Annotated in this window: 19 protein-coding genes; 10 read left to right on the forward strand and 9 right to left on the reverse strand. The window is 56.7% G+C overall.

The features are described 5' to 3' along the window. Window positions 1-45 precede the first annotated feature (45 nt). A complete protein-coding gene (locus A3850_RS14470) occupies window positions 46-957 on the forward strand; it encodes an alpha/beta hydrolase (protein ID WP_068217918.1) in 912 nt (303 codons plus the stop codon). A 307-nt stretch (window positions 958-1,264) separates the two neighbouring features. On the opposite strand, the gene A3850_RS14475 is transcribed toward A3850_RS14470, so the two are convergent. Next, window positions 1,265-2,377 carry an amidohydrolase gene (locus A3850_RS14475; RefSeq protein ID WP_231915330.1) on the reverse strand — a complete coding sequence of 371 codons (1,113 nt, stop codon included), beginning with the start codon at window positions 2,375-2,377 and terminating at the stop codon, window positions 1,265-1,267. A gap of 800 nt (window positions 2,378-3,177) precedes the next feature. Here A3850_RS14475 and A3850_RS14480 point away from each other — a divergent pair. The 9 genes from A3850_RS14480 (at window position 3,178) to A3850_RS14520 (ending at window position 14,166) form a co-directional block, all read left to right on the forward strand. Further along, window positions 3,178-3,603: a hypothetical protein gene (locus A3850_RS14480; RefSeq protein WP_068217921.1), complete on the forward strand. Its 426-nt coding sequence runs from the start codon at window positions 3,178-3,180 to the stop codon at window positions 3,601-3,603. 75 nt (window positions 3,604-3,678) lie between these two features. After that, window positions 3,679-7,407, forward strand: coding sequence for an efflux RND transporter permease subunit (locus A3850_RS14485; protein WP_068217924.1), 3,729 nt, complete (start codon window positions 3,679-3,681; stop codon window positions 7,405-7,407). 94 nt (window positions 7,408-7,501) lie between these two features. Further along, the gene (locus A3850_RS14490; RefSeq protein WP_068217927.1) at window positions 7,502-8,737 is read left to right on the forward strand and encodes a TolC family protein; all 1,236 of its coding nucleotides are present in this window, start codon (window positions 7,502-7,504) and stop codon (window positions 8,735-8,737) included. Window positions 8,738-8,739: 2 nt separating this feature from the next. Next, on the forward strand, window positions 8,740-10,551 hold the full coding sequence (locus A3850_RS14495; RefSeq protein WP_068217930.1) for an efflux RND transporter periplasmic adaptor subunit: 1,812 nt from the start codon (window positions 8,740-8,742) through the stop codon (window positions 10,549-10,551). Next, complete coding sequence (locus A3850_RS14500) at window positions 10,548-11,129, forward strand: helix-turn-helix domain-containing protein (protein ID WP_082921833.1); 582 nt, start codon at window positions 10,548-10,550, stop codon at window positions 11,127-11,129. Before A3850_RS14495 ends, A3850_RS14500 begins: the two co-directional genes overlap by 4 nt. 124 nt (window positions 11,130-11,253) lie before the next feature. Beyond that, on the forward strand, window positions 11,254-11,991 hold the full coding sequence (locus tag A3850_RS14505) for a heavy-metal-associated domain-containing protein (protein ID WP_068217935.1): 738 nt from the start codon (window positions 11,254-11,256) through the stop codon (window positions 11,989-11,991). An 18-nt stretch (window positions 11,992-12,009) separates the two neighbouring features. Beyond that, a complete protein-coding gene (locus tag A3850_RS14510) occupies window positions 12,010-12,540 on the forward strand; it encodes a DUF3347 domain-containing protein (RefSeq protein ID WP_068217937.1) in 531 nt (176 codons plus the stop codon). Between the two features lie 69 nt (window positions 12,541-12,609). Beyond that, window positions 12,610-13,083, forward strand: coding sequence for a DUF305 domain-containing protein (locus tag A3850_RS14515; protein ID WP_082921834.1), 474 nt, complete (start codon window positions 12,610-12,612; stop codon window positions 13,081-13,083). A gap of 96 nt (window positions 13,084-13,179) precedes the next feature. Then, window positions 13,180-14,166 (forward strand): retropepsin-like aspartic protease, encoded by a 987-nt coding sequence (locus A3850_RS14520; protein ID WP_068217940.1) that lies wholly within the window; start codon window positions 13,180-13,182, stop codon window positions 14,164-14,166. Between the two features lie 33 nt (window positions 14,167-14,199). On the opposite strand, the gene A3850_RS14525 is transcribed toward A3850_RS14520, so the two are convergent. The 8 genes from A3850_RS14525 to A3850_RS14560 all read right to left on the reverse strand — a co-directional run bounded on the left by A3850_RS14525 (window position 14,200) and on the right by A3850_RS14560 (window position 24,819). Beyond that, window positions 14,200-14,571 (reverse strand): DUF3703 domain-containing protein, encoded by a 372-nt coding sequence (locus tag A3850_RS14525; RefSeq protein ID WP_068217942.1) that lies wholly within the window; start codon window positions 14,569-14,571, stop codon window positions 14,200-14,202. A 63-nt stretch (window positions 14,572-14,634) separates the two neighbouring features. Next, the gene (locus A3850_RS14530) at window positions 14,635-17,121 is read right to left on the reverse strand and encodes a heavy metal translocating P-type ATPase (RefSeq protein WP_068217946.1); all 2,487 of its coding nucleotides are present in this window, start codon (window positions 17,119-17,121) and stop codon (window positions 14,635-14,637) included. Window positions 17,122-17,140: 19 nt separating this feature from the next. Next, a complete protein-coding gene (locus tag A3850_RS14535; RefSeq protein WP_068217948.1) occupies window positions 17,141-17,938 on the reverse strand; it encodes a cation transporter in 798 nt (265 codons plus the stop codon). A gap of 6 nt (window positions 17,939-17,944) precedes the next feature. Continuing rightward, window positions 17,945-19,207 carry an efflux RND transporter periplasmic adaptor subunit gene (locus A3850_RS14540; RefSeq protein WP_068217950.1) on the reverse strand — a complete coding sequence of 421 codons (1,263 nt, stop codon included), beginning with the start codon at window positions 19,205-19,207 and terminating at the stop codon, window positions 17,945-17,947. Window positions 19,208-19,259: 52 nt separating this feature from the next. Next, the gene (locus A3850_RS14545) at window positions 19,260-23,570 is read right to left on the reverse strand and encodes a CusA/CzcA family heavy metal efflux RND transporter (RefSeq protein ID WP_068217953.1); all 4,311 of its coding nucleotides are present in this window, start codon (window positions 23,568-23,570) and stop codon (window positions 19,260-19,262) included. Window positions 23,571-23,703: 133 nt separating this feature from the next. Beyond that, window positions 23,704-23,991, reverse strand: coding sequence for a hypothetical protein (locus tag A3850_RS20245; protein ID WP_197494066.1), 288 nt, complete (start codon window positions 23,989-23,991; stop codon window positions 23,704-23,706). A gap of 131 nt (window positions 23,992-24,122) precedes the next feature. After that, window positions 24,123-24,359, reverse strand: a complete 237-nt coding sequence (locus A3850_RS14555; RefSeq protein ID WP_068217959.1) for a DUF2188 domain-containing protein — start codon at window positions 24,357-24,359, stop codon at window positions 24,123-24,125. A gap of 139 nt (window positions 24,360-24,498) precedes the next feature. Further along, window positions 24,499-24,819, reverse strand: coding sequence for a hypothetical protein (locus A3850_RS14560; protein ID WP_068217963.1), 321 nt, complete (start codon window positions 24,817-24,819; stop codon window positions 24,499-24,501). Window positions 24,820-24,977 lie beyond the last annotated feature (158 nt).

The following is a 24,977-nucleotide window of genomic DNA, read 5'->3' on the forward strand; positions in this document are numbered from 1 at the left end:
GTCTCCCCTATATTGTAGGTGCTACTCTAATTCAACCCGCTCACCATGCGTACTGGTCTGATCGTTCTTTCAATGCTATTCTTGAATTCATTATCCGCCCAAACCTGGATGTCCCTACCCACTGGCGAAAATTGTCCGGCGATGGGCCAGGATGAATGGGTAAGCGACACCCTCTTCGGCCAGATGCTGAGCAACGTTGCGGAACCAGCGTTACTTCATTTCGCCCCGATTCCGCGAATGCAAGCGAAAGGAGCGGTCGTCGTCATCCCTGGCGGTGGGTACTGGGTACAGGCCTGGGATTACGAAGGGGTAGACATTGCCCGCCACTTAACTGGCGCCGGCTTTCACGTATTCGTCCTCAAGCACCGGTTGCCGGGTAGGGTAGCGCTCCCGTGCAAGACCCACTTTGCGTTGGATGATGCCCGAAATGGGATGCGGCTGGTCCGTTCCCTCGCTGATTCCTTAGGCTTTGGGCCGGATAAGATTGCGCTGATGGGTTTCTCGGCGGGTGGCCATCTGGCGGGGTCGGCGTCGGTACATCCGCTGGAAGGTGATGGTTCTGCGAATGGCTTGGCCCGACATTCCAGCCGGCCGGATGCCAGCATTTTGGTCTATCCGGTGCTGAGTATGGATCCTGATAAGTCAGGGCATAGTGGCAGTCAGGACAATCTGCTAGGCAAGCAGCCCGATGCTGAGTTGATGGCCTATTATAATATCCCCACCCAAGTCAACGCGACAACGCCGCCGGCGTTATTGGTCCACGCTGCTGATGATCAGGGGGTGCCGGTGCATAATTCCATCCGCTACGTGGAGGCGTTGGTCCAGCACGGCGTTCCGGCGGACCTGCGTATTTATGCTGCGGGCGGCCATGGTTTTGGGAGTGCGAATGATTTGGTGGGGCCGATCCATACTTGGTTGGAGGATGCCGTTGCTTGGCTAAAAAATCAAGGGTGGTAAAGTAGGGATGTGAAGTCAAGCATCCCCTTGTTTGTAGCAAGTAGTCCGCAGCTTACGGGTTCGTCCTTACTGAATTTGTTCGCGTTCCGGTTATTCAATGCACCGGCGTGAGCGCAATAGTTATTTACAGGACGAGCTATTGATTGGGCGCCGTCATTTCAATACTATATTATTAAATACATCATTTAAGATTCTGCACTAGGGTAGGGGAGCTTCCCTACCACAAAGCCTTATCGCGCCTGCCCACTCAGATAATCCAACGCAATGTTGGTGTAGATCTCCACCCCTAATTTCATGGCCCGGTCGTCTATTTGAAAGGTCGGCGTGTGGTTGCCGCCGACCTCCGAGGGTCTTTGGCCGGGTCCATCCCACCCAGGAAGATGAATAAGCTGGGTACTTGCTGGGCGTAAAAGGAAAAGTCTTCCGCGCCGGTGATCGCGCGGATCAGGTTGATGTTATCTTCCCCGGCCGTGGCCGCAACGATGGGCATCAGGCGGCGGGTGATGGCCGGGTCGTTAAAGGTGACCGGGTAACCCTTGCTGATCTTCACTTCGGCGGTTGCTCCGCTCGACGCGGCGATATTGGTGGCCGTCCGTTCGATACGCTCAAAAATGTCGGCTTTCATGTCTTCGTCGAGCGTGCGGATGGTACCGATCATAGTGACTTCGTCGGGGATGATGTTGGAACGAACGCCCCCGTCAATTTTACCAACGGTGATGACGGCGGCCTCTTTGGTCAGTTCCGTTTGGCGTGAGACGATGGTCTGCAACCCCATGATGATCTGCGCGGCGGCCACGACGGGGTCGACGCTTTTCCAGGGCCGGGAGCCGTGGGCTTGTTTGCCCTTCACCTTGATCTCGAACGTGTTTGACGCGGCCATCGCTCCGCCGGGTTTATAATTGACTTCCCCAAGTGGCGTCTGCGCGTTGATGTGGATGCCGAAGGCTACGTCGACGTTGTTGTCAGCGAGCACCCCTTCTTTGATCATCAATTCGGCGCCCCCCTCTTCGCCTTGGGGTGCGCCCTCTTCGGCAGGTTGAAACATAAATACGACGGTGCCTTCGATATCAGCTTTGCGTTTGGTGAGTACTTCCGCGGCGCCCATCAGCATCGCGACGTGGGTATCGTGGCCGCAGGCGTGCATTACGCCGACTTCCTTACCCAGGTAAGTGGTTTTGACGGTGCTCGCCCACGGCAGGTCCACTTCCTCTATGACCGGCAAGGCATCAATATCCGCGCGCAGGGCAATGACCCCACCGGGCTTGTCCCCCTTCAAAATACCTACCACGCCGGTGTGGGCTACGTTCTCCTGCACCTCCATACCCAAACTTTTTAGGTGAGCCGCGATGTACTTGCCCGTCTCAAATTCCCGATTGCTCAGCTCCGGGTTCTGGTGCACGTGGTGGCGCCATTCGATCACTTTGGCTTCAACTTCGGCTGCGGCCTGGGCGGTTTTGGCGTGGGAGGTGGACTGGGCGGAGAGGGTTGTGGTTAGGAGGAGGAGGGTTAGTAGTGGGAGTAGTGGGTTCTTTTTTTGGTCCTATTTGTGAGGTTAATATAGCGCAAAGGGATGCAGTTAGTGCTAAATTTCGAAGCTCAGCCATGCCACTTGACCATCTTTACGACTTGACTGGAGCTCGGCGGGTTTGCAATGGTGAAACGGAAGATCTCTTACAATTTGGTCCTGCGTTATGTACCGCTTGACGACATTGGTATTATAATCTAGCTAACCGGGAGATTTTGAAGGTTTGGGATTAATGGGCGCTGTCGCGGGTGCAGGGTGATTGGATGGAGGAGATTCCTTTCTTAGATAGGACAGTGACTTCGGATAAAATTGGCGTATTTACGCGGTGAGGTATCTTGTTTCTTTGTTGCCATGACTCAATGTCTGATTTTATTGGCAGACACACATTTATATACACCCTCGCAGACACACATTTGTATACACCCTCTGGCAGACACACATTTATATACACCCTCTTTAGAAACGCTTACCTAAATAAAATAGAAGTCTTAGAGTAGATCGGACAAAGTCCAAATACACAGTTAGAAAATTCTAATAATCAATGATTTCTCCCATCTAATAGCAAAAAGGTACCTGTGAATCACATTAAAATGTCCGTACTCCTTATCACATCTCGCAAAACTTATCCATATTATGCAGTCCTGAACCTTCTCCGCCCCTTGCCCGTATCTTTACCACGGAAACAGCCCGCAAATTTGCTTAGACTACTGCACATACTACTGGCGACGCTCGTCCTCTTCGGTTCGGCCGGGGTGACGGTAAATCGTCATTTCTGTATGGGAGAGTTAAAGGCGGTCGCCATTTTTGGCGAAGCGGAGAAGTGTCATAAAGACCAGGCAAAAAAGCAGTGTCCGTTCCACCCGGCTCCCGTGGAGGAGGAGACGGAAGGGAAGAAAGGGTGCTGTGACGATGAGTCGGAGTTGGTGCAAATTGACGACCAGGAACAGACGACCGTGGAGGCATTACCTACACTTGTCGCGTTGCCCGCGGACTTCCCGCCCCGGCTCTTTTCCCACCTTCCTCTGCACCCGCGTCCGCGCAAGAAGAGTCGGTACGAGCACTACCACCCACCTCCGTTGATACCGGACCCGGTCCGTGAATTCCAGGTGTTTCGCATTTAACTAGTTGATGTAATCCATTTACCCCGCCAGCTGCTGCTGTCCGGGGCTTCCGTGATTTTCATCAACCGTAGTTTTATGCTTATCGCTTTCGTACGCTTTTTCCTAGAGAATAAGCTGGTGGTCTGGCTTTTACTCCTCCTCTTCGTCGGCTGGGGGCTGGCGACCGCACCGTTTGATTTTGACCTGCCCGGCCTGCCGCGCGATCCCGTCGCGGTTGACGCCATCCCCGATATTGGTGAGAACCAGCAGATCGTTTTCACCAAGTGGATGGGGCAGTCGCCGCAGGATGTAGAGGACCAGATCACCTACCCGCTCACCTCTGCTTTGCTGGGGATACCCGGGGTCAAGTCCGTGCGCTCTAACTCCATGTTCGGCTTTTCGAGCATCTATCTGATTTTCGAAGAGAACGTTGAGTTTTACTGGTCGCGCAGCCGAATACTGGAGAAGCTGAATTCCCTGCCGGCGGGGCTGCTGCCGGAAAACGCAACGCCTACCCTGGGACCGGACGCCACGGCGCTCGGTCAGGTATTCTGGTACACGCTCGAAGGGCGCGCGGCGGACGGTACACCGGTTGGTGGCTGGGACCTGGACGAGTTGCGGAGCATCCAGGATTTTTACGTCCGCTACGGCCTCAGTGCGGCCGGTGGCGTGAGTGAAGTGGCCAGCATCGGCGGTTTCGTCAAGGAATACCAGGTGGATGTGGACCCGGATAAGATGCGGGTGTACGGGATTACGCTCGGTCAGGTGATGGCGGCGGTGAAAGGTTCTAACCTGGACGTCGGCGCGGCTACGCTAGAGATCAACCTGGCGGAATATTTCGTGCGCGGGTTGGGGTACCTGGATAACCTCGACGAATTGGAGATGGCCGTGGTCAGCGAGCGGAACAACGTACCGGTGTACCTGCGCGACGTGGCGCGGGTGAACGTTGGGCCGGCCGCGCGGCGGGGCATTTTGGACAAGTCGGGCGCGGAGGCCGTCGGTGGGGTAGTGGTGGCGCGCTACGGGGCGAATCCGCTGGAGGTGATCAATAACGTGAAGGAAAAGATTGCGGAGTTGGCGCCGGGCTTACCGCGGCGAGAACTGGAGGACGGAACGGTAAGTCAGGTGACGGTTGTTCCGTTCTACGACCGTTCTGAACTGATCCGCGAGACCATCGGGACGCTGGAGGAAGCACTGACACTGGAGATCCTGATCACTGCGATCGTGGTCATTCTCTTGCTGTTCAATCTCAAATCTTCGCTACTGGTGGCGGGGACGTTGCCGGTAGCGGTGCTGATGTGCTTCATCGCGATGCGGTACTTCGGGGTGGACGCTAACATCGTGGCCCTGTCGGGCATCGCCATTGCGATCGGGACGATGGTGGATATGGGGATCGTACTGACGGAGAGCATGATCTACAGGCTGAATGATCCGCCGCCGGGAGAGAGCAGATTAGAAAGCATTTATGAGGCAACGATCGAAGTCGGTTCAGCGGTACTGACGGCGGTGGCGACGACCATTATTAGCTTCCTGCCGGTCTTCACGATGGAGGCCGCAGAGGGCAAGCTGTTCCGGCCGCTGGCGTTTACGAAGACGTTTGCGCTGGTGGCGGCGATCGTGGTGGCGCTTGTGATCATTCCGGCGCTGGCGCATACGGTTTTGGGGTGGGACCGGGATAGTAAGCGGACTAAGATTGTAGGTAATGCCCTGTTAGTCGTGGGGGGCGTTTTAGCCTGGGTATTCGTCGCTTGGTGGCTGGGTATGGTAGCGATCCTGGCGGGGCTACTCGGAGCAACGACGGCGATTTGGGGCGCGGCCGCAGGTGCGGAGATGGGGATGAAGGAGCGGGGTTTGCAGACGGCCGTCAACGTCGCCGTCGCTCTGGTTCTTGCCTGGCTGCTGGCGGGCTATTGGTTGCCGCTTGGGGTGGACCAGAGCCAGGCGACAAACTTCCTCTTCGTGGTGGTAGTCGCGGGTAGTTTGCTGGGTTTCTTCTGGCTCATCATCCACTTTTATACAGTGATCCTGGGCTTTCTGCTCCGGGTTAAACTGCTCTTCCTGCTGGTAATTGCCGGGCTGATCTTCGCCGGATTTCAGTCTTACCGCAGTATTGGTGAGGAATTCATGCCGGCACTAGGGGAGGGGGCCTTCCTGCTGATGCCGACCAGTATGCCCCACGCCGGCATCGAGGAGAACCGCCGAAATCTGCGCACTCTGGATATGGCGGTCACGACGATTCCCGAGGTGGAGATGGTGGTGGGTAAAGCGGGCCGGGTAAATAGCCCGCTGGACCCGGCCCCGCTATCGATGTACGAGAATATGATCTTGTATAAATCGGAGTACGCTACGGATGCGGATGGGCGGCGGCTGCGGTTTAAAGTCGACGAGAACGGCGAGTTCGTCCGACGTGACGAGCGCAGCGAGCAAAGCCGTGCGGTAGCCAAATCAAGAATCGAGAATCGCCGATCGCCAATCGCCAATCTCGTCGAAGACGAGCACGGTCAGTATTACAGACAATGGCGCGACCACATCAAATCCCCCGACGACATTTGGGACGAGATCATCGCGGCCGCCCAACTCCCCGGAGTTACCTCGGCACCGAAATTACAGCCCATCGAAACCCGGCTGGTGATGCTGCAAACGGGGATGCGGGCCCCAATGGGAATCAAGGTACGGGGGCCGGACCTGGCCACCATCGAAGCGTTCGGCCTGGAACTGGAGCGGGAGTTGAAGAATATCGAGGGGGTGAAAGACGCGGCGGTCTTTGCTGATCGTATTGTCGGGAAGCCTTACCTGCTGCTCGACGTGCGGCGGGACGCCATCGCTCGCTATGGTTTAAGTGTGACCGACGTTCAGCAACAGATCATGGCGGCCGTCGGCGGCATGACGATGACGACCACGGTGGAGGGGCGGGAGCGGTACGCCGTCCGCCTGCGCTACCCGCGGGAGTTACGCGACGATCCGGTATCGATTAAGAACATCTTGGTGCCGACCCGTAGCGGACAGATTCGGCTCGGTGAGCTGATCGATGTCCGCTATGAGCAGGGGCCGCAGTCGATCAAGTCCGAAGATGGTTTTTTGGTGGGTTATGTGCTCTTCGACCGCGAGGAAGGCTACTCTGAGGTAGAGGTCGTCAATAACGCTCAGGCATACCTCGAAGGGTTGACCGACGCCGGCGACCTGGACATCCCCGCCGGTGTCAGCTACCGCTTTGCCGGCAACTACGAACAGCAGGTGCGGGCCAACGAGCGGTTGGCCCTGGTTGTCCCCATCGCCCTGGCCCTCATCTTCCTGATCCTCTACTTCCAGTTCAAGTCCGTCACCACCGCATTGATGGTGTTCAGCGGGGTCTTCGTCGCCTTCTCCGGCGGTTTCCTCCTGCTGGGCGGTTACGCTAACCCGGACTTCCTGGACCTCAACTTCTTCGGCAGGAACCTGCGCGACCTTTTTCAGATGCGGACGATCAACCTGAGCGTGGCGGTCTGGGTCGGCTTCCTGGCACTGTTCGGCATTGCGACCGACGACGGGGTGCTGGTGGCTACGTTCCTGCGGGACAGTTTCGCACGGAACAGCCCGGATGACGTCAAGGAAATCCGCGCGGCCGTGATTGAAGGTGGTCTGCGGCGCGTCCGCCCGGCGATGATGACGACGGCGACAACGCTGCTGGCTTTGCTGCCCGTGCTGACGGCGACGGGGCGGGGAGCGGACATTATGCTACCGATGGCGATTCCGAGTTTCGGGGGGATGGCGCTGCAGGTGGTGACGATGTTTACGGTGCCGGTGCTTTGGTGCTTGCGGGAGGAGGTTATACTAAAACTGAAGTGATATGCAAGGGAGTGATAGACGATTAACGATAGACGATAGACGATTTTTGATTAGCTCCGCACGTCTTTGCTCGCTGCGCTCGTGGCTGCCGCGTGTGGCGGCACTGCTGCTAACAACCTTCCTTTGCACCTGCGTCCGCGCCCAGAGTCTAGACAGCCTGAAGGCGGAACTGCGCCAGGAGAATCCCAAGTTGCGGGCACTGGACCTGGACTATGAGGCGGCAATGCGGGTTAGTGGTCAGTTGAACCAGTTGCCCGACCTGGAGATTGGCGCCGGCGTTTTTGTGCTGCCGGTAGAGACGCGGACTGGTCCGCAGCAGTTCCGGATCGGTGCGACGCAGATGCTGCCCTGGCCCGGTAAGCTGGCGGCGATGGCTAGCGTAGCCGATGCTCGCGCACGTCCGTTACTGCAGAAAGCGGCCGCGCTACAACTGACACTGATCTACCGGCTGGAAAAGGCCTACTTCAGCCTCGCCGGATTACAGGACCGGCGGGTGGTACTGGAAGAGAGTCTGCGATTGTACGAGAGCCTGGAACAACTCGCGCTGGCCCGGGTGGAGAGCGGCAAAGGAAGTTCCGTAGACGTATACCGGGTGCAGCTACAAAGCCAGCAAACGGAGCGGCAACTGGCCGAGCTGCGTTACTTGGTCCGACAGGAGATGGTCGTCATCAACGAACTGCTCAACCGCCCGGCGGATACCCAGGTGAGCGCTGAGCTAAACGTCGCCGAACGAGTAGCTGAAACCCTGGATTTTGCCCCTGATCTCGCCGCCGATGATCCCGATCTAAGTCAGCACCCGGGCCTGCTCATCTTTCGGCAGCAACAGGCCATTAACGAACTGGCGATTGAGCTGACGAAGCTGGACCAGCGGCCGGACTTTGGCGTAGGCGTCGACTACATCGCTGTAGGCCAGCGCGACGACGCGGAGCCGGCGGGTAACGGCCGCGACGTGATCCTGCCGCGGGCGATGGTCCGCATTCCCCTGAGCAAGCGAAAGTTTACCGCCAAGCGGCAGGAGGAGGAAGTCCGCATCCGCGCGCTGGATGCCCGGCGGGAGGCGACCGAGAATGAGTTTCGGGCCGCGATCCGGCGGGCGCTAAATGCCATTGACAACGCCGCAAACGAGTTGTCTTTCTTCGGCGAACAAACGCGGGTACTGGACGCCACGCTGGCGATTGCGCGCAGCGAATACGCCAACGGTCAGCGTGCTTTCGATGAGTTGTTGCGGCTGGAGAACCAGTTAATCGACCTGCGTACGCGGGCCGTAATGGCCCGAACCACTATTCTTTTACAACGTGCGGTCATCGACCGCTACCTAATCACGAACTGAAGATGAAAACGCGAACGATACTTTACTTAGTTGGCGCGCTGGCGCTCGGTCTGCTGGCAGGATACTTACTCTTTGATGGAAAGGAAATGGCCGAAGATGATCACGCCGGGCACGACCATACTACAACGTCTACTGATGCCGGAGCGCAGATTTGGACCTGCTCGATGCATCCGCAAATTCAGCAGGACGGACCGGGCGACTGCCCGCTTTGCGGTATGGACCTTATCCCCTTGGAAACGGGTAATTCAACCGGTCCGGCGGTGCTGACGATGACGGAGGCGGCCGTGGCGATGGCGCGGGTCAGGATGGTGGTGGTGGGTAGTGTTTCAGGTGATATGGGCGCGGACGCAGGTGCTAAGGAAGTTGGAGGAGCGGGGTTGAAGCTAAGCGGAAGATTGGCCCCCGATGCCCGGACGGCGGCCGTTGAGGTATCGGAATTTGGCGGGCGGATCGAGCGTCTGTTCGTATCCTTTGCGGGAGAGCAGGTACGCGCCGGACAGCAGATCGCTACGGTGTATTCTCCTGACCTGGTCGTTGCTCAGGAGGAGCTGCTGCAGGCCAGAAAATTTGTTGACGTAAATCCGGAATTAGTGGCGGCGGCGCGAGCGAAGTTGCTCAACCTTGAAGTGACCGAAGAGCAGGTTGCCGAACTTGAAAGCACCGGTGAAGTCATCAGCAACTTCCCGGTGTACGCGGACCGTAGCGGGACGATCCTGGAAACCAAAGCTGAGGTAGGGGAGTACGTTAAAGCTGGAGGGGCGCTGTATACCTACACCAATCTGAGCAATCTCTGGGCGTTGTTTGACGCCTACGAGGAAGACCTGGCGCGCGTCAGCGTAGGGGACCGGGTGTCTTTTTCCGTGAATTCCCGGCCTGGAGAAACCTATGCTGCCCGCGTCACTTTCATTGATCCTGTGCTGGACCCGACGACGCGGACGGCGGCGGTGCGGGCCGAAGTCAGTAACCGAAATGGGCGGTTAAAGCCGGGGATGTTCGTGGAAGGGAAAATCCTCGTTGGAGACCGCTCGGCGGACGGGTCAAGCGCAAGCGCCGTCCCGGCCGATGAGCTGGTGGTGCCGCGCAGCGCGGTCCTTTGGACGGGGGAACGCTCGGTCGTCTACGTTGAAGTGCCGGATGCATCAGTGCCGACTTATGAGTTTCGGGAGGTTACGGTTGGTGAAAGGGTGGGGGACGGCTATAGGATCACGGCGGGCCTGGCTGCCGGTGAGCGGGTGGTCTTTAACGGTGCCTTCCAGATCGATGCCTCGGCCCAGTTGAACAATAAGGCGAGCATGATGAACCGGGACGTGCTGATTCAGGGTCGGGAGCCGGAGGATGCGACCGCTATGGTCATTCCGAATTACCGGGACGAGACACCGGAAGCCTTTCGGAAGCAGCTGGGGAAAGTGGTGGAAGCCTATCTGCCGCTGAAGGACCAGATGGTCGCCACGGAAACGGCGGACGAATCACTGATTGCCACGCTCCGTGAAGCCTTAGCGAACGTGAATATGTCGCTAGTTAAAGACGAAGCTCATATGTACTGGATGCAGCAACTGGAGGCGATCGGCACCCATGCCGACACCCTGCTGAAGAAGGACGACGTAGCGGCGCAGCGGGAGCAATTTGGTTTTTTATCCCAGGCACTAATTAATGCACTCACCTCCTTCGGGGTGAGCGGTGACTACTACGTGCAGCACTGCCCGATGGCTTTTGATAACGTCGGGGCGAATTGGCTGTCGGATGAGGAGCAGGTGCGTAACCCTTATTTCGGGGATTTGATGATGAAGTGCGGATACGTAAAGGCGGAGTTATGAGTAGTAAGAGAGAAACACAAGAATTTTACGTGCGGCACATGGTGTGTCCGCGCTGCGTGACGAGTGTACGAGCAATCTTTGAGGATGCCGGTTATGTGGTGCAACGGATTGAGTTGGGCTATGTAGCGGGTGTTCCGCCGGATGACTCCTCTATCCCCTCCGCGAAATTGATTGAGGAACTGCACCGGGTAGGATTCTCGCTAGATAGAGGAGGCGATGGTTCGATTAGTCGGCTACGGGGACTGATCATTGATTACACTTATAAGGAAGTTGATCAGCGTCCGGAGAAATTATCCGATCACCTGGTGGAGCAAACGGGGATGAGCTATAGCCACATCAGTCACGTTTTCTCCGCCGGAGAGGGGCGGACCGTCGAAGACTTTTTTCGGGCACACCGGTTGGAGCGCGCCAAACGGTTACTGACGACGACCGATGAACTGATCAGTCAAATAGGTTACCGCCTGGGGTACGGTACGGCGGCCTATTTCAGCGCGGATTTTCGGCGATCGATCGGGGAGTCGCCGGGTGCCTTCCGACGACGTGGTAACTACCGAGGAATGGACCTGACTAAAGTGTAATCACAAAATTTCGCAAGTGATCGTAAAATAATGAAAAGCAGGAGGAGACGGGGGCTTGTTTACTCAGCACAAATGAAGATCACACGTTCGAACCTTGACCGGTAAGAGCCCGAAACATAAAACGATGGTTACGGAGTATAAGGTTGAAGGGATGACCTGCGGTAGTTGCGTAAACACTGTGCGTAAAGGTTTGGAAACCGTTTTGGGCGTCCAGTCGGCGGACGTTCAGCTGGATGCTCCGCAGGTAAGGCTTGAGGTAGATCGTGCCGTTAAGCTCGACGAATTACAGGCCGGCATCGGCCACTACCGTATTGCTCCGGTTGAAAAGCAGCCCGCAGCCTCAGTGCCTGTTTCTTCGCCGGTATCCGCCGATCTGCCACCTGATCCTTCCGTTTATACCTATCGGCCGCTCATCATGATTATCGGCTTCATTTTGCTGGTGACCATACTGGCGCAATGGCCGCTGGCGAATTTTGACGGCTGGCTATGGATGCGCCACTTTATGGCGGGGTTCTTTATCGTCTTCGCCTTCTTCAAACTGCTCAATTTGCGCGGATTCGCAGATAGCTATGCGATGTACGATGTCATAGCGGGCCGGTGGCGGACCTGGGGTTTTATCTACCCCTTCATCGAATTGGGTTTGGGTATCGCTTATCTCATCAACCTGACGCCGATGTTGACTAACGTAATAACCATCGTCGTGCTCGGGGTGAGTAGCATTGGCGTGATCCAGAGCAACCTCAATAAACGAAAGATTAAGTGCGCCTGCCTGGGCGATGTGTTCAACTTACCGATGAGTACCGTAACCATCGTGGAGGACGTCGGCATGGTGGCCATGGCCGCACTCATGCTGATATTCTAAATCATTTCAACATCTATTATGCAACGTCTTATTCTGTTTTTCCCCATCCTATTCCTTGTCGCCTGCGGTGATGGTACCAACCACCAGGAAGTTGGCATTGACCCGCCGAGCGCCGTCAAAGCCGAAAAAGCTGCCACCCCGGATAGCTTCGACGCGACCTTCGCCGACGGGATGACCGGTGCCGTTTTTCAGCACTACCTCAAACTGCGTACTGCTCTGGTGAACGACGATGGGGGAGATGCCGCCGCGGCCGCAGGAAACCTGGCCGAATCCCTGGGCGAGGACTACCCCGAGTTGAGGACTGCCGCGACCACGATAGCCGCCACCGACGACGTTGCCGCTCAGCGGGTTGCCTTTGGTGCTATGACCAAGGAACTGGAGCCCCTGCTGCGACAGGGGATCACCGGTGGTACGATTTATAAGCAGCATTGTCCGATGGCTTTTGATAGTGCGGGAGCGGACTGGTTTAGTGACACTAAGGAAATCCGTAACCCTTACTTCGGAGAACGGATGCTCACTTGTGGCAAAGTCATCGCAACACTGGAATAACCTACATCCCCTTAATCCTCGCTCCATCAACCCTACACCGCACCCGCGGCCGCGCCCAAAAATCATAATATGAAAGACCACGACCAAGGCATGAATCCCTACATAAAATTCGGCCTGATGATGATGACCAGTTTCGTCATCATGTACGCCATTATGTACCTCAATGTCGACCGCTTCGACCACATTTACCTGGCTCAGACCCGGACCTACATGACCATCCTGATGATCGCCCCGATGGCGATCACGATGCTGCTTTTCATGTGGGGAATGTATAAAGACAAGCGGTGGAACTATGCGATTATCGCCGCCGCGCTGCTCATTGGTGCCGGCACCTATCACATTCTCCGGCAGCAGACTTTCGTTGATGACGTAGCGTGGATGCGGGCGATGATTCCGCACCATTCCTCGGCGATCATGGTAAGCCAGAAAGCTCATTTGGAGGATCCCGAGGCTATTGAGCTGGCTAAGGAAATCATCGAGGCGCAGGAGCGGGAGATTGCGCGGATGAAGAAGATAATTTACCGGCTGGAGAACGATGACTAATAGAACCGCCGTCAGTTTCCAGACCATATTCTGGTCAGCAAGCTGACGTGTCAGTCGGGTTTTGGTAGTATAATTGAGTGAACCTATAAACACAAAATGAACTATCGGAATATCCTTGTTTACGTTGTTCTCTTGTTCCCGCTTAGCGGATGTGAGCAAGATAAATCACCCGAAATAATTGCCGTAGAAGCCGTCCGAAATACATCAGTTGAACTGCGACCTCCACCCGTTGAATTAACCTCTCACTTGTATATCGTTGCAACGGTAAATGATTCTATCGACGGTGTGTTTTTGTTTGACACTGGGGCGAATGATTTGATCCTTGATAGAACGTTTGCAATGCATCACGCGCTGGACACTCTGTCGACAGCTGATCGTTCTTTCACCTATGGCGCGGGTGAGGGTAAACTGGCTCACGAATATTTGAGTGAGATCCAGTTGAAGTTTGATGGAAGGGAATTCACACCCGAAAAGGTCAGAATGATGGCACTGGACTCAATGCTCGGTGATGTGCTTGATCATCGGATAGATGGGATCATCGGTTACGACTTATTCAAAGATTTCATCGCCAAAATTGATTTCGATGAAGAGACGTTCACTCTGTTGAATAGACTACCCGAAGATTTCGAAACTTATTCACGAGTACAGTACAAGATTGCTTACCGCAAACCGATGGTCACCGTAGAAGCTGAAATAGCGGCGGATCGGGTTATTACCGCTAACGTTCTCTTTGACATGGGGTCAGCGGATGCACTAGCACTCACTCACCGAAAAGCCAAACAAGAACAGCTTTTTTCAGTAGTCAGCGATGATGACTGCTCTTCATCGACTAGTGAGGGGATCGGAGGTAGCTCATCTGGATGCTCGCTGAGCATTAGTTCACTGCGGATTGATAAAACGCTTAAGGTGGATAGTATCAACGTCTGGTTGGGTAAAGATCAAAAGGGCGCCTTAGGACTACACGACATGTATGATGGTGTCCTGGGGTTGGAAACAATACGCTTGTTTGATTTACTTTTCGACCCGGGTCAACGATCAATTTATTTTCGTGAAAGATTAGTAGAGGCCCCAAATACCCGTTAGCTACACATTCGTAAATACCGAGGCAACTTTGATTTATACTGTCTGAAAAGGCGCCATCATCTCTTGTAAATCCTCCGGAATTTCCATCGGCTGCAAGGGAGGGACGTTAGCCCCTCCAGTATTGCCCGTTGGGACTTTACCGACAAAGGATTTGACGCCGCCAAAGACTAAGCGCAGGATCTGCCCCCGAATCTCCTTCCCACTTTTGATGGCGAAGCCAAACCTAAGCATGTACCAGTGTACCGCTGAGTGCTCGACAGCCCAGGGCTGACCGAGAATGTGAGCCCGTTCAAGATGCTCCCACGCCCGGGATAGATTACCGGTGGCAAAAGCGGCTCGGTAGTCAGTAAGTTCCTTTTGGTAGTGGGGCTGCAGACCCTCAGGCATTTTCCAGTAAAAAGTCATGGTAGATAACAGGAGGTTTAGTGACGAAGATAAGGGAGTACGCCATTACCATCGAGCTGGAAATCAGCGTTTGTAAGCCAACAACCGCAGCGCATTCCCCACCACTACCAGCGTAGACCCTTCGTGCGCGACTACAGCCGGCCCGATCTCGGCAATGCCCAGCAGCGTCAAGGGAATAAGGATGACTACCATGCCCAGGCTCATGATTAGGTTTTGGCGGATGATGGATTTGGCTTTTCTACTGAGGCCGATGGCGAAGGGAAGGTTATCGAGCCGGTCGGCCATGAGAGCAACGTCGGCGGTTTCGAGGGCGACATCGGAGCCGGCGGCGCCCATGGCGATGCCGACGGTAGATTTGGCCATAGCGGGCGCATCGTTTACGCCGTCGCCGATCATGGCGACCATACCTTCTTCGGTGCGGAGGCGCTCGATGGCGGCAACCTTGTCTTCGGGTAGCAGGCCGCCGAGGGGATCGGTGATGCCAATGTCGGCGGCTACGGCGTCGGCGACTTTCTGGTGGTCGCCGGTGAGCATGACCATTTTGCGGATGCCGACGTCTTTGAGCGCGGCCAGGGTGGCTTTGGCTTCGGGGCGGGCCACGTCCATGACGGCGATGATACCGAGGTAACGGTCGGCTTGGTGAACGATCATGGCGGTATTGCCAGTGGACTCCAGTTCAGCCATTCGCTGATCGATGTCTCCGGGAATTTCCTTACCGGTGAGTTCGCGGAACAAGCGACGATTACCAATGTGAACCGCCTTCCCTTTCACCGTAGCCTTCACGCCGCGGGCGGTCAGGGCTTCCAGGTTCTCAGCGGCGGGGATGGAGGCTTCGGAACCTAAACGTTCTTTACCACCGGTGACGATGGCAGCGGCCAGGGGGTGGTCGCTGAGTTCCTCGACGGCAACGGCGACGGTGAGCAGTTCGGATTTCGTGGTTTCGCCGACGGGCGTTACCTGGGTGAGGCGAGGTCTGCCCTCGGTGAGGGTACCGGTTTTGTCGAAGGCGAGGGCGTTGATGCCGCCGAGATCTTCGAGCGGACGACCGCCCTTGATGAGTACGCCCTGCCGCGCGGCGCGGGCGACGCCGGCCAGTACGGCAGAGGGGGTAGAGATGGCCAGCGCGCAGGGGGAGGCCGCAACCAGGACGGCCATGGAACGGTAGAAGCTGGCGGAGAAGGGTTCGTCGATCACCAGGAAGGCGAACAGTAAGAGTACCGCCAGGGCGATGACGGCGGGGACGAAGTAACGCTCGAACTTATCGGTCAGCTGCTGAGTGGGGGACTGCTGGGTTTCCGCTTCCTTCACGAGGGTGACGAGGCGGGAAAGGGTACTGTCACCGGCCAGCTTAAGCACGCGAATCTCCAGCGGGGAGCTACCGTTAATGGTACCGGCGAAGGCGCGGTGTTCCGCGGGTAAGGTGTCGAGGTCGACCTCGGCTTCCGTATCCGCTACGGGCATTTTGTCCACGGGTACGCTCTCCCCCGTGATTGGGGCCTGATCGACGGCCGAGGTACCGCTGACGATCACACCGTCGGCGGCGATTTTAGAATTAGGACGAACGACGATGACGTCACCCACCACCAGCTCGGCTACGCCTACCTCAGTAGTGGCACCGTTGCGTTTGACCAGGGCGGTGGGTGGAGCCAAGTCCGACAAGGCAGCAATGGATTTTCGGGCGCGGCCCATGGCGTAGTTCTCCAGGGCGTGGCCGATGCTGAAGAGGAAAAGTAAAAGGGCTGCCTCCTGGAATTCCCCTAGGGCGCAGGCACCGGCGGCGGCCACCAACATCAGGAAGTCGATTTCAAACTTACCCTGACGGATGGTCTGAAAAGCCTCGATGAGGATGAAATACCCACCCAGAAGAATAGCTATGCCGTACAGAACCGTAGAGACGAGTTCGGGCACCCCACCGATAAAACTGAGGATAAGCCCGACGAGCCAAAACACACCACTACCGATAGCGAAGTAGAGTTCGGTATTCTCGCCAAAGATGCCGCCGTGATCGTGGTTATGGCCATCGCCGGCACTGTGTTTTGTTTTTCCGTGTTCGCCGGGACCGTGATCATGACCGGAGTGGTCATCGTGGTCAGCGTGTGGAGGTGCGGCGGCATCTCCCATAATTTGAATGTCCGTCCTCCGGACGGCGGCCAGTACGGCGCGCTCGTCGGTCAAGTTAGTATCGTATTCGACGCGGGCTACGCCGGCTCCGGAGACAACAGCTTCGGTAATTCCGCCGGCTTTCCCAATCTGTGCGCCTACCTGGCGGGCGTGCCGCTGGTGGCGGATGCCGGTGACGTCCAGTAAAAGATGCCGGTACCGTTCGGTGATCTCTGCTCCGGCGCGGCGAGCGATGGCTTTCACTTTTTCCAATGCGACCTGGTCGGGATCGTAGTGGATACACACCTGCGGTGGTGTACCGTCCTTCAGATGGGCTTTTTCGATGCCGCCTTCGGCGTTAAGGGCGGACAGCAGGCGGGTGACGCACAGATCACGCTCGCCTGGGACTTCGGGGAGGAGGACGGGGAGGTCTAGTTGTAGCTTACTCATAATTATGTGGTGATATGGATTATTTAGATAGTTTAAGGATGCGGAAAGCACCCCGCAGCACGATGGCGAAGACGATAGAACCGACGATCAGGTCGGGCCAGCGAGTAGCGGTGAGATAGACGAGGACGCCGGAGAGAATGACCCCGAAATTGATGATAATGTCGTTAGAGGTGAAGATGTAACTGGCTTCCATATGGGCTTCACCACGCTTGGTTTGCTGGATGAGCCAGAGACAGACGGCGTTGCCGATCAGCGCCAAAGCAGCTACTACAATCATAACCTTGAAGTCAGGCACCTCACCGTAGCCCAAAAAGCGGCGGATGACTTCGGCAAAGCCCATGATGGCCAGCCCCAGCTGAAGGTAGCCGCTATAACCGGCGATCTGCTTTTTACGGGCAACGGCGGCGCCTACAACCAGGAGGCTGAGCGCGTATACGAGCGCATCGGCGAGCATATCGAGGGAGTCGGCGACGAGACCCATGGATCCGGAGATCAGTCCGAATGCCATCTCCACGACGAAGAAGGCGGCGTTGATGCCGAGTACCCACCAGAGGATGCGTTTTTGCTGGGCGTCCTCTTCATTATTGTGGAGGGGTAGGTCGGCGGCTTCCGTACTAAGAAGACTTTCCCCTAATCCCAGTTCGCCGAGTGACTTTGCGAGTCGTGCAGCTTCGTTGCGGTGATACACGACGAGCTTGCGCGCCGGTAGGTCGAAGTCGAGCCGCTCTACCTGGGAGAGCGGCTCTAACTTCATACGTATCATTTGCTCCTCGGCGGAGCAATCCATGGCGGTAACTTTGAAAGTGGATTTATTCATGGCGGTCTAGTGTTCGTGTTCGAGTTCTCCCGCCTGACTTTGGGCGTAGACGTAGTAAGCTCCTTCAGTGACTATTTGCATTCCTTTGGGCAGTGTGTTGAGTAATTCTACGGCAGTGTACCCGTTGTCGGTTGCGCCAGGTTTGACCATTAGTTTTTCAAATTCCACTTCATCGTTGGAGCGCTGAACGGGGGCGATGAATACGTAAGCGCCTTCCCCTTCGCGTAAGACGGCCGCTTCGGGAAGTGCCTGGACGGTTTGATTCGTCAACCAGATGCGGGCCTCGGCGAACAGATCGCGGATAAAGGTGGGCTGATCGCCCTTCAGGTGAGCGTGTACGCGGACGGTCTTGTTCTCGGCGTTAAACTCCTTGCCGATGACGTGGACCTCGGCTTCGTATTGTTGTAAGCCCAGAGCAGGGATTTGGTAGGTGACCCGCTGTCCTTTTTCAACTTGAGCGATGTCGCGTTCGAATACATCCAGTTCGAGGTGGAGGTGCTCCTCGTCGATGACTTCCATTAACTCGGTGCTGGGTTCAACGTACATGCCGTCGTGGAGACTGATCGAGGTGATGTAGCCGGAGCGGGGCGAGAAAAGGGTGATCCGCTGGGTGATGTTGTCGGGGGTGAGTTCATCGGTTTTAATGCCGAGGTACTGAAGGCGTTGTTGTAACCCTTTGACGTTGGCGGTTTTAGCGGCGACCTGGCTACGCAGCCGCTGGACCTCGCGGAGAATACCAGCCTCAGCACTGGCGAGCGTTTCCTGGCGGTCAAGTTCTTGCCGTAGGAATACTAGTTCGGCGGTGGCTTCGAGGTACTGCCGTTGGTGTTCAATGAATTCGGGGTTCTCGAGAATGGCGATGACGGCTCCGCGCTTGACGTAGTCACCTTCGACGTAGTTGCGGGCGTTGCGGATGAAGCCGGCGGCGCGGGCGCTTACGGCGGCGTAAGCATTAGGCGGCAGGCCCAGGGTACCGGTGGCGCTTAGGTAACCGTTGACTTTCATTTGGGTGAAGTCGCCGAATTTTATGTCCATCGTTTCGATCTGCTCGGAGGTCAGGTGGATGCCTTCGTCGCCGTGTTCGTCTTCACCGTGAGTATGGTCATCGTCTTCACTGCTATGGTCAACGGAAGGCGATTTTGTCGCCATTTCTACGGTGGATGCGCCGTTATCGTGACCGTCGCCCTCTTTGTGTTCATGGGCGGGGCCGCAGGTGCAAAGGAGGGTTAACAGGAGCGAGGCGAGGAGCGTGAGAATGGGATTTTTCATCTTACTTATGTTGAACGCCCGGGTACGGGATGCACGCAGGGCGGGATAGTTATTATTGGTTGAGGAGGTAGCGCAGGCGGGCGACGGCGAGGTTGTGGTCGCGCACCGCGGCGAGGTGCGCGCGGCTATTGGTACCAACTAAGCGGAGGGCACTGAGCAGTTCCAGGTACGTAATCTCACCGGCCTGATAATTCAGTCGCGAAATGCGGATGATCTCGGGATTAACGGCGGCCAGTTGCTCGGCGTAGTACTCCGCCGTGGCGCTGGTCTGGGTTACCTCGGCCCGGGTAGCCAGGACCTCATTTTCGAAGCGTAGCCGTTCGGCGCTTAGCTGAGTTTCGGCGATGGTGACGCCGAGGCGCTGCGCCTCGATCCGTCGTTTCGTCGTCTGATTGAACAGCGGCAGTGTTACACCTGCTTCCAGTCCGTGGAGGTAACCGCCCTCGAAGTATTGCTGGGCGGCGTAGCCCAGGCGGAAACCAGGTTTTAAGCGGGCTTCCAGTCCGGAGATTTCGGCGCGGGCGGTAGCCACCTCGGTCTCCGCCAAGGCTACGGAAAGTCCGGTAAGCATGGTGTCGGCGATTGGTAGATTAGGGACGAGCGACAGCGTGTCGGCGGCGGTAACCGGTCGGTCCGTTGCTAACAAACCGCCCAGTTGTCTTTGCAGCGCGGCTACCTCGATGCGCGTCCGCTCGGCCAGCGACTGATACTCCGTCAGCGACGCCCGCAGATTCAGGGACTCTAACCGGTTAGCGGCCCCCGCCTCGACGCGGACGGTGGCGACGCGCAGGTACTCCTCGTGAATACTGACGAGCCGATCGTAAAGACGTAACAGTGCTTCGCGCTGCTGTAACTCATAGTAGGTCCGGCGCACCCGGAAGGTCAGCTCGGCGCGGGTGAGTTGGCCACGGACGGTATTGCCGGCTACTACGGCATCCTGCGCGGCGTTTGCGGCCCGGACCGTTGCGGGGTGGGGGAACTCCTGGACGACGGAGAGCATGTTGACGCGCTGGCCGTTTTCGCGGAACAGACCGTCGCCCTGGTAGCTGACATCGGTGAGCCCGGGTTGGTACTTCAGGTTTTGTAGGGAACGACTTTTGTCTACCCGCTGATCCGCCGCCCGGACGGCGGGGTTGTTGCTGACAGCAACCTCCACCGCTTCTTGCAAACTCAACCCTTGCACCTGCGCCCGCGCCCCAAAAGAGAAGAAGAGGAAGGGGAGAAGAAGTAGGGGTGCGGCGATGCCGGGCGCTGTTCTGCGGTCCTGCCATTTTTCGAGCCAGCTGTAGAGAATAGGCAAGATGATGAGCGTGAGGAAGGTGGCCGTGATCAGTCCGCCGATAACGACGGTAGCCAGTGGCCGCTGCACCTCGGCCCCACCGGAGTTGGACAGCGCCATAGGAAGGAAGCCGAGGGACGCCACGGCGGCGGTCATGATGACGGGGCGCAACCGCACCTTGGTGCCTTCCAGGATGCGGGCGCGGACGTCGTTCCAACCCTCCTGCTTAAGCTGATTGAAATAGCCGATGAGGACGATTCCGTTGAGGACCGCCACGCCGAAAAGGGCAATGAAACCGATGCCGGCGGAGATGCTGAAGGGCATTCCGCGGAGTTCGAGGGCCAGGATGCCGCCGATGGCGGATAGCGGGATGGCGACGAAGATCAGAGCGGCCTGGGAAAAGCTACCAAAGGTGAAAAACAACAAAATGAAGATGAGTGCGAGGGCAGCGGGTACGGCGATCGAAAGACGGGCCGAGGCCGCCTGGAGGTTCTCAAACTGGCCACCGTAGGTGAAATAATAGCCGGGTGGCAGCTCAACATTAGCGTCCAGGGCTTGCCGTATGTCGCTGACCAGTGTTTCTACGTCGGTGTCCCCGACGTTGACACCGATGACGATGCGGCGGTTGGTGTTTTCGCGGCTGATCTGCATGGGGGCATCGACGAGATCGACGTTGGCGACTTCGCGCAGGGGGATTTGCGCTCCGCCGGGGAGTGGGATGTACAGGTTAGCGACGTCATCGATATCCGTGCGGAAGTTTTCCTGCAGTCGGACGGTAAGGTCGAAGCGACGCTCGCCCTCGTAAACCGTACCGGCGCTGGCACCGGCGAAGGCGGCGCTGACTACGCGGTTAACGTCCTTGACCTGGAGGCCGTACTGGGCCATCTTCGGGTAGTTGAAGTCAATCAGGATCTGCGGCATACCTACCGTCTGTTCGACGTTGACCGTACCGGCGCCGGGGATACCGGCTATGATCGCTTCGGCTTCTTTTGCTTTCTGGTAAGCGAGATCAAGATCTTCGCCGTAGAGTTTGATGGCGATGTCGGCTTTGGCTCCGGTCATCAGTTCGTTAAAGCGGAGTTGGATAGGTTGGGAGAACTCAAGGCCCAGACCAGGAAAGACTTTCAGCGATTTCTCGATACGTTCAAACATATCCTGACGGTTGTCGGCCGTGGTCCATTCGTCTTTTGGTTTCATGACGAGGGTGTAGTCGCCGATCTCGACGGGCATGGGATCGGTCGGGATCTCGGCCGCACCGATGTTGGTGACGACTTCTTCGATTTCAGGGAAATCGGCAAGCAGCTTTTTTTGGACCATTTTAGTCATCTCGACGCTTTGGGCGAGTGAGGTGCCGGGCGGGAGGATCTGTTGCATGGCCAGGTCACCTTCTTCGAGGGTGGGGATGAACTCGCCGCCCATGCGGGAGAAGACCCAGAGACTGGCGGCGAAGAGGACAACGGTAGCCAGTACGAACGCAGTCTTGAACCGTAGCGCAGCGCGGAGAACGGGCTGGTACAGCCGCTGGAAAAAGCCGATGATGCGATCGGCGATCGTTGTTTTGTTGCTCACCTTCTTGCTGAGGAAGAGGGCGGACATCATCGGTACGTAAGTCAGGGAGAGGATGAGGGCTCCGGCGATGGCGAGCATAACGGTTTGGGCCATGGGGCGGAACATTTTTCCTTCGATGCCAACCAGGGCAAGAATGGGAATGTAGACCATCAGGATGATGATCTCGCCGAAGGCGGCGGAGCCACGAATCTTAACGGAGGAGGTAGTAACCTCGTCGTTCATCTGCGCCTGGGTAAGCTGCTGGCCACCGAACTTGTGGGTAAGGCGGTGGACGATGGATTCGACGATGATGACAGCCCCGTCGACGATGAGGCCGAAATCGATGGCTCCGAGACTCATCAGGTTGGCGGAGATGCCGAGCAGGTTCATCATAGAGATGGCGAAGAGCATGGCCAGGGGAATGACGGAGGCGACGATGAGGCCGGCCCGCCAGTTACCCAGCAGAAGGATCAGGATAAAGATGACGATGAGTCCGCCCTCAATGAGGTTGGTCTGCACGGTGCCGATGGCGGTGGAGACCAGCTTGTCGCGGACGAGGTAAGGCTCGATGACCACGCCTTCGGGCAAAGACTTCTGTACCTGCTCTACCCGTGCTTTAACCCGCTCGGTGACGGCAGCGGAATTGGCCCCTTTGAGCATCATGACGCGACCGCCGACGGCTTCCTCCCCGTTGCGGACGAGCGCACCGTAGCGGGGGGCTTTCCCGAACTGGACGGTGGCGACATCCTGCACCAGGATGGGGCGACCGGCGCGAACATCGACGACGATCTTGCGGACATCTTCCAGGCTGCCGACGATGCCGTTGGTGCGGATATAGTAGGTGCGAGGGTTTTTCTCGATGTAGGCACCGCCGGTATTCTCGTTGCTGTTTTCGAGGGCGGTGAACACGTCGTTGATACTGATCCCGACTGATTTGAGTAAGTCTGGGTTTACAGCAACTTCGTACTGTTTCAGGTAACCGCCCATGGTATTGATCTCCACGACGCCTTCGATGCCGGAGAGTTGTCGGCTGACGATCCAGTCCTGGATGCTGCGGAGCTCGGTGGCGGAGTACCGGTCTTCATAGCCTTCTTCGGGCCGGACGACGTACTGATAGATCTCACCAAGACCGGTGGAGATGGGGGACATGGTCGGCGTACCCAGCCCCTCGGCGATGTTCTCCTCCGCTTCTTTGAGGTGTTCGCTGACCAGCTGGCGGGCGAGGTAGATATCGGTGCTCTCCTCGAACACGACGGTGACGACCGAGAGGCCGAAGCGGGATATGGAGCGGATTTCGACGAGGTCCTGCAAGTTCTGCAGCGCCAACTCGACGGGGGTGGTGATGAATTGTTCCACCTCCTGGGTGGCCAGGGTGGGGGAGGAGGTGATTACCTGCACCTGGTTGTTGGTGATGTCGGGAACGGCATCGATGGGAATTTGGCGGAGGGAGAATACACCCCAGACGATGAGCGCCAGGACGAATAAACCGACCACCAACTTATTCCGGACGGAATAAGCGATAAGCTTGTCAAACATAGACTATAGTTACCGGGGCGGTCGGTGGGCTTACAAAATGCAGCCAATCACGCTGGGAAATCGAGGCATGAGTGATCCGCCCATGGATTAAACCAATGGGTTAGTACGGGACATAGATATCCCTGGGATTGGTTTAAGCGAATCGCGGGGGTTGCCAGCTGCCGTCGGCGTAGCTGCCGGGGTTCCAGTTTTGAACGGCCCGGGGCTGGGTGCTGCCCTTAGGGGGCAGGGGAGTGGGTTCCTCTTCCAGCGCCAGCAGAGTTGGGGGAGCGTCGAGGACGGCACCGCAGCAAGCGCAGATGCAGAATGGGGTACAGTGGTCTTCGTGCTCGGAATCAGGGTGCTCGTGCTCGGGATCAGCGGCGTGAACGTGCGCTGGGGCATCTTGCGATACAGGGATACGACCGTCCTGGCAGGGCATAAATGCCAGGAGGATAACGTAGAGCGATAATATTTGGGTGAAGAGCCGCACGGGAAGGTAACGCTCAGGAAGGAGAGATGTTCTAGAGCGCCCCGCCGCCTGGCATTCAGTGTAGTGAATAGAACGACGGCTTATCCTGGAATATCTCTAGGGTCGTTTCCTGGTTTTACGGTATCGGAATCTCTGAAATGGTTGTTGTCCTTTCGGTGAATTCGTACTTCTCCGCCGCCTTGGTTGCCAGAGAACTTTTTGGCCATCTTTTCAGCTTCAGCTTGGGTGTTTGCGTAACCTGAGGCGCGATCGGAACCGGCCTTTTTTGCTTTCCACTTTTTCTTGTTGCGATCGTAGGTGACGTGGTAATTTGCCATTGTATTGGGTTTTGGTTGTGCTGTTCAATAGTAAAAACAAAATATCGGGTTTCACGGTTGATTGGCGCAGAGATTAGAAGCACTGCGGATAGCAATAAATAGCCATTACTTAACATAACATAAATTATAGGCTATCCTTTTATAAAGAGCCACCCACCCACAGCCCAACCCCAAACAACCAAGGCACCGCAAACAGCCACGCCCAAACCAGGTCATCTCGCATCATTGGATCCACTTGTTTGAAACGGACAACACCGGAACAGAAAACCAACAATGCGGCCGCCAGCCCGATACAAAGTTTGGCGGCTGCGAAGGCTACGTCATTCAGCACGGAATCAATGTCGTAGCGCGGATCCGTAAGTGATGAAACTAGGGAAAGGATTACGTAGGTTGCCAATAGCAGCAGCAACGTAGATGCGATGAAGTTGATGAGCTTGCAGAGTCTGAATAGGCGTGTCATTGGGGGAAGGTAGCTTGAAATTTGGGAGGTGTACCACCCTACTCCTCGGGATTCCATTTTTCAAAAGCTCTACTTAACATAATAATTCTACTGCTTTCCGAAAAGCTTTTCGATGCCTACTTGACACATTAATGTATATTGTGGTGACACCTAATATC

The organism is Lewinella sp. 4G2, from assembly GCF_001625015.1.
In the GTDB taxonomy this organism is placed as follows: domain Bacteria; phylum Bacteroidota; class Bacteroidia; order Chitinophagales; family Saprospiraceae; genus Neolewinella.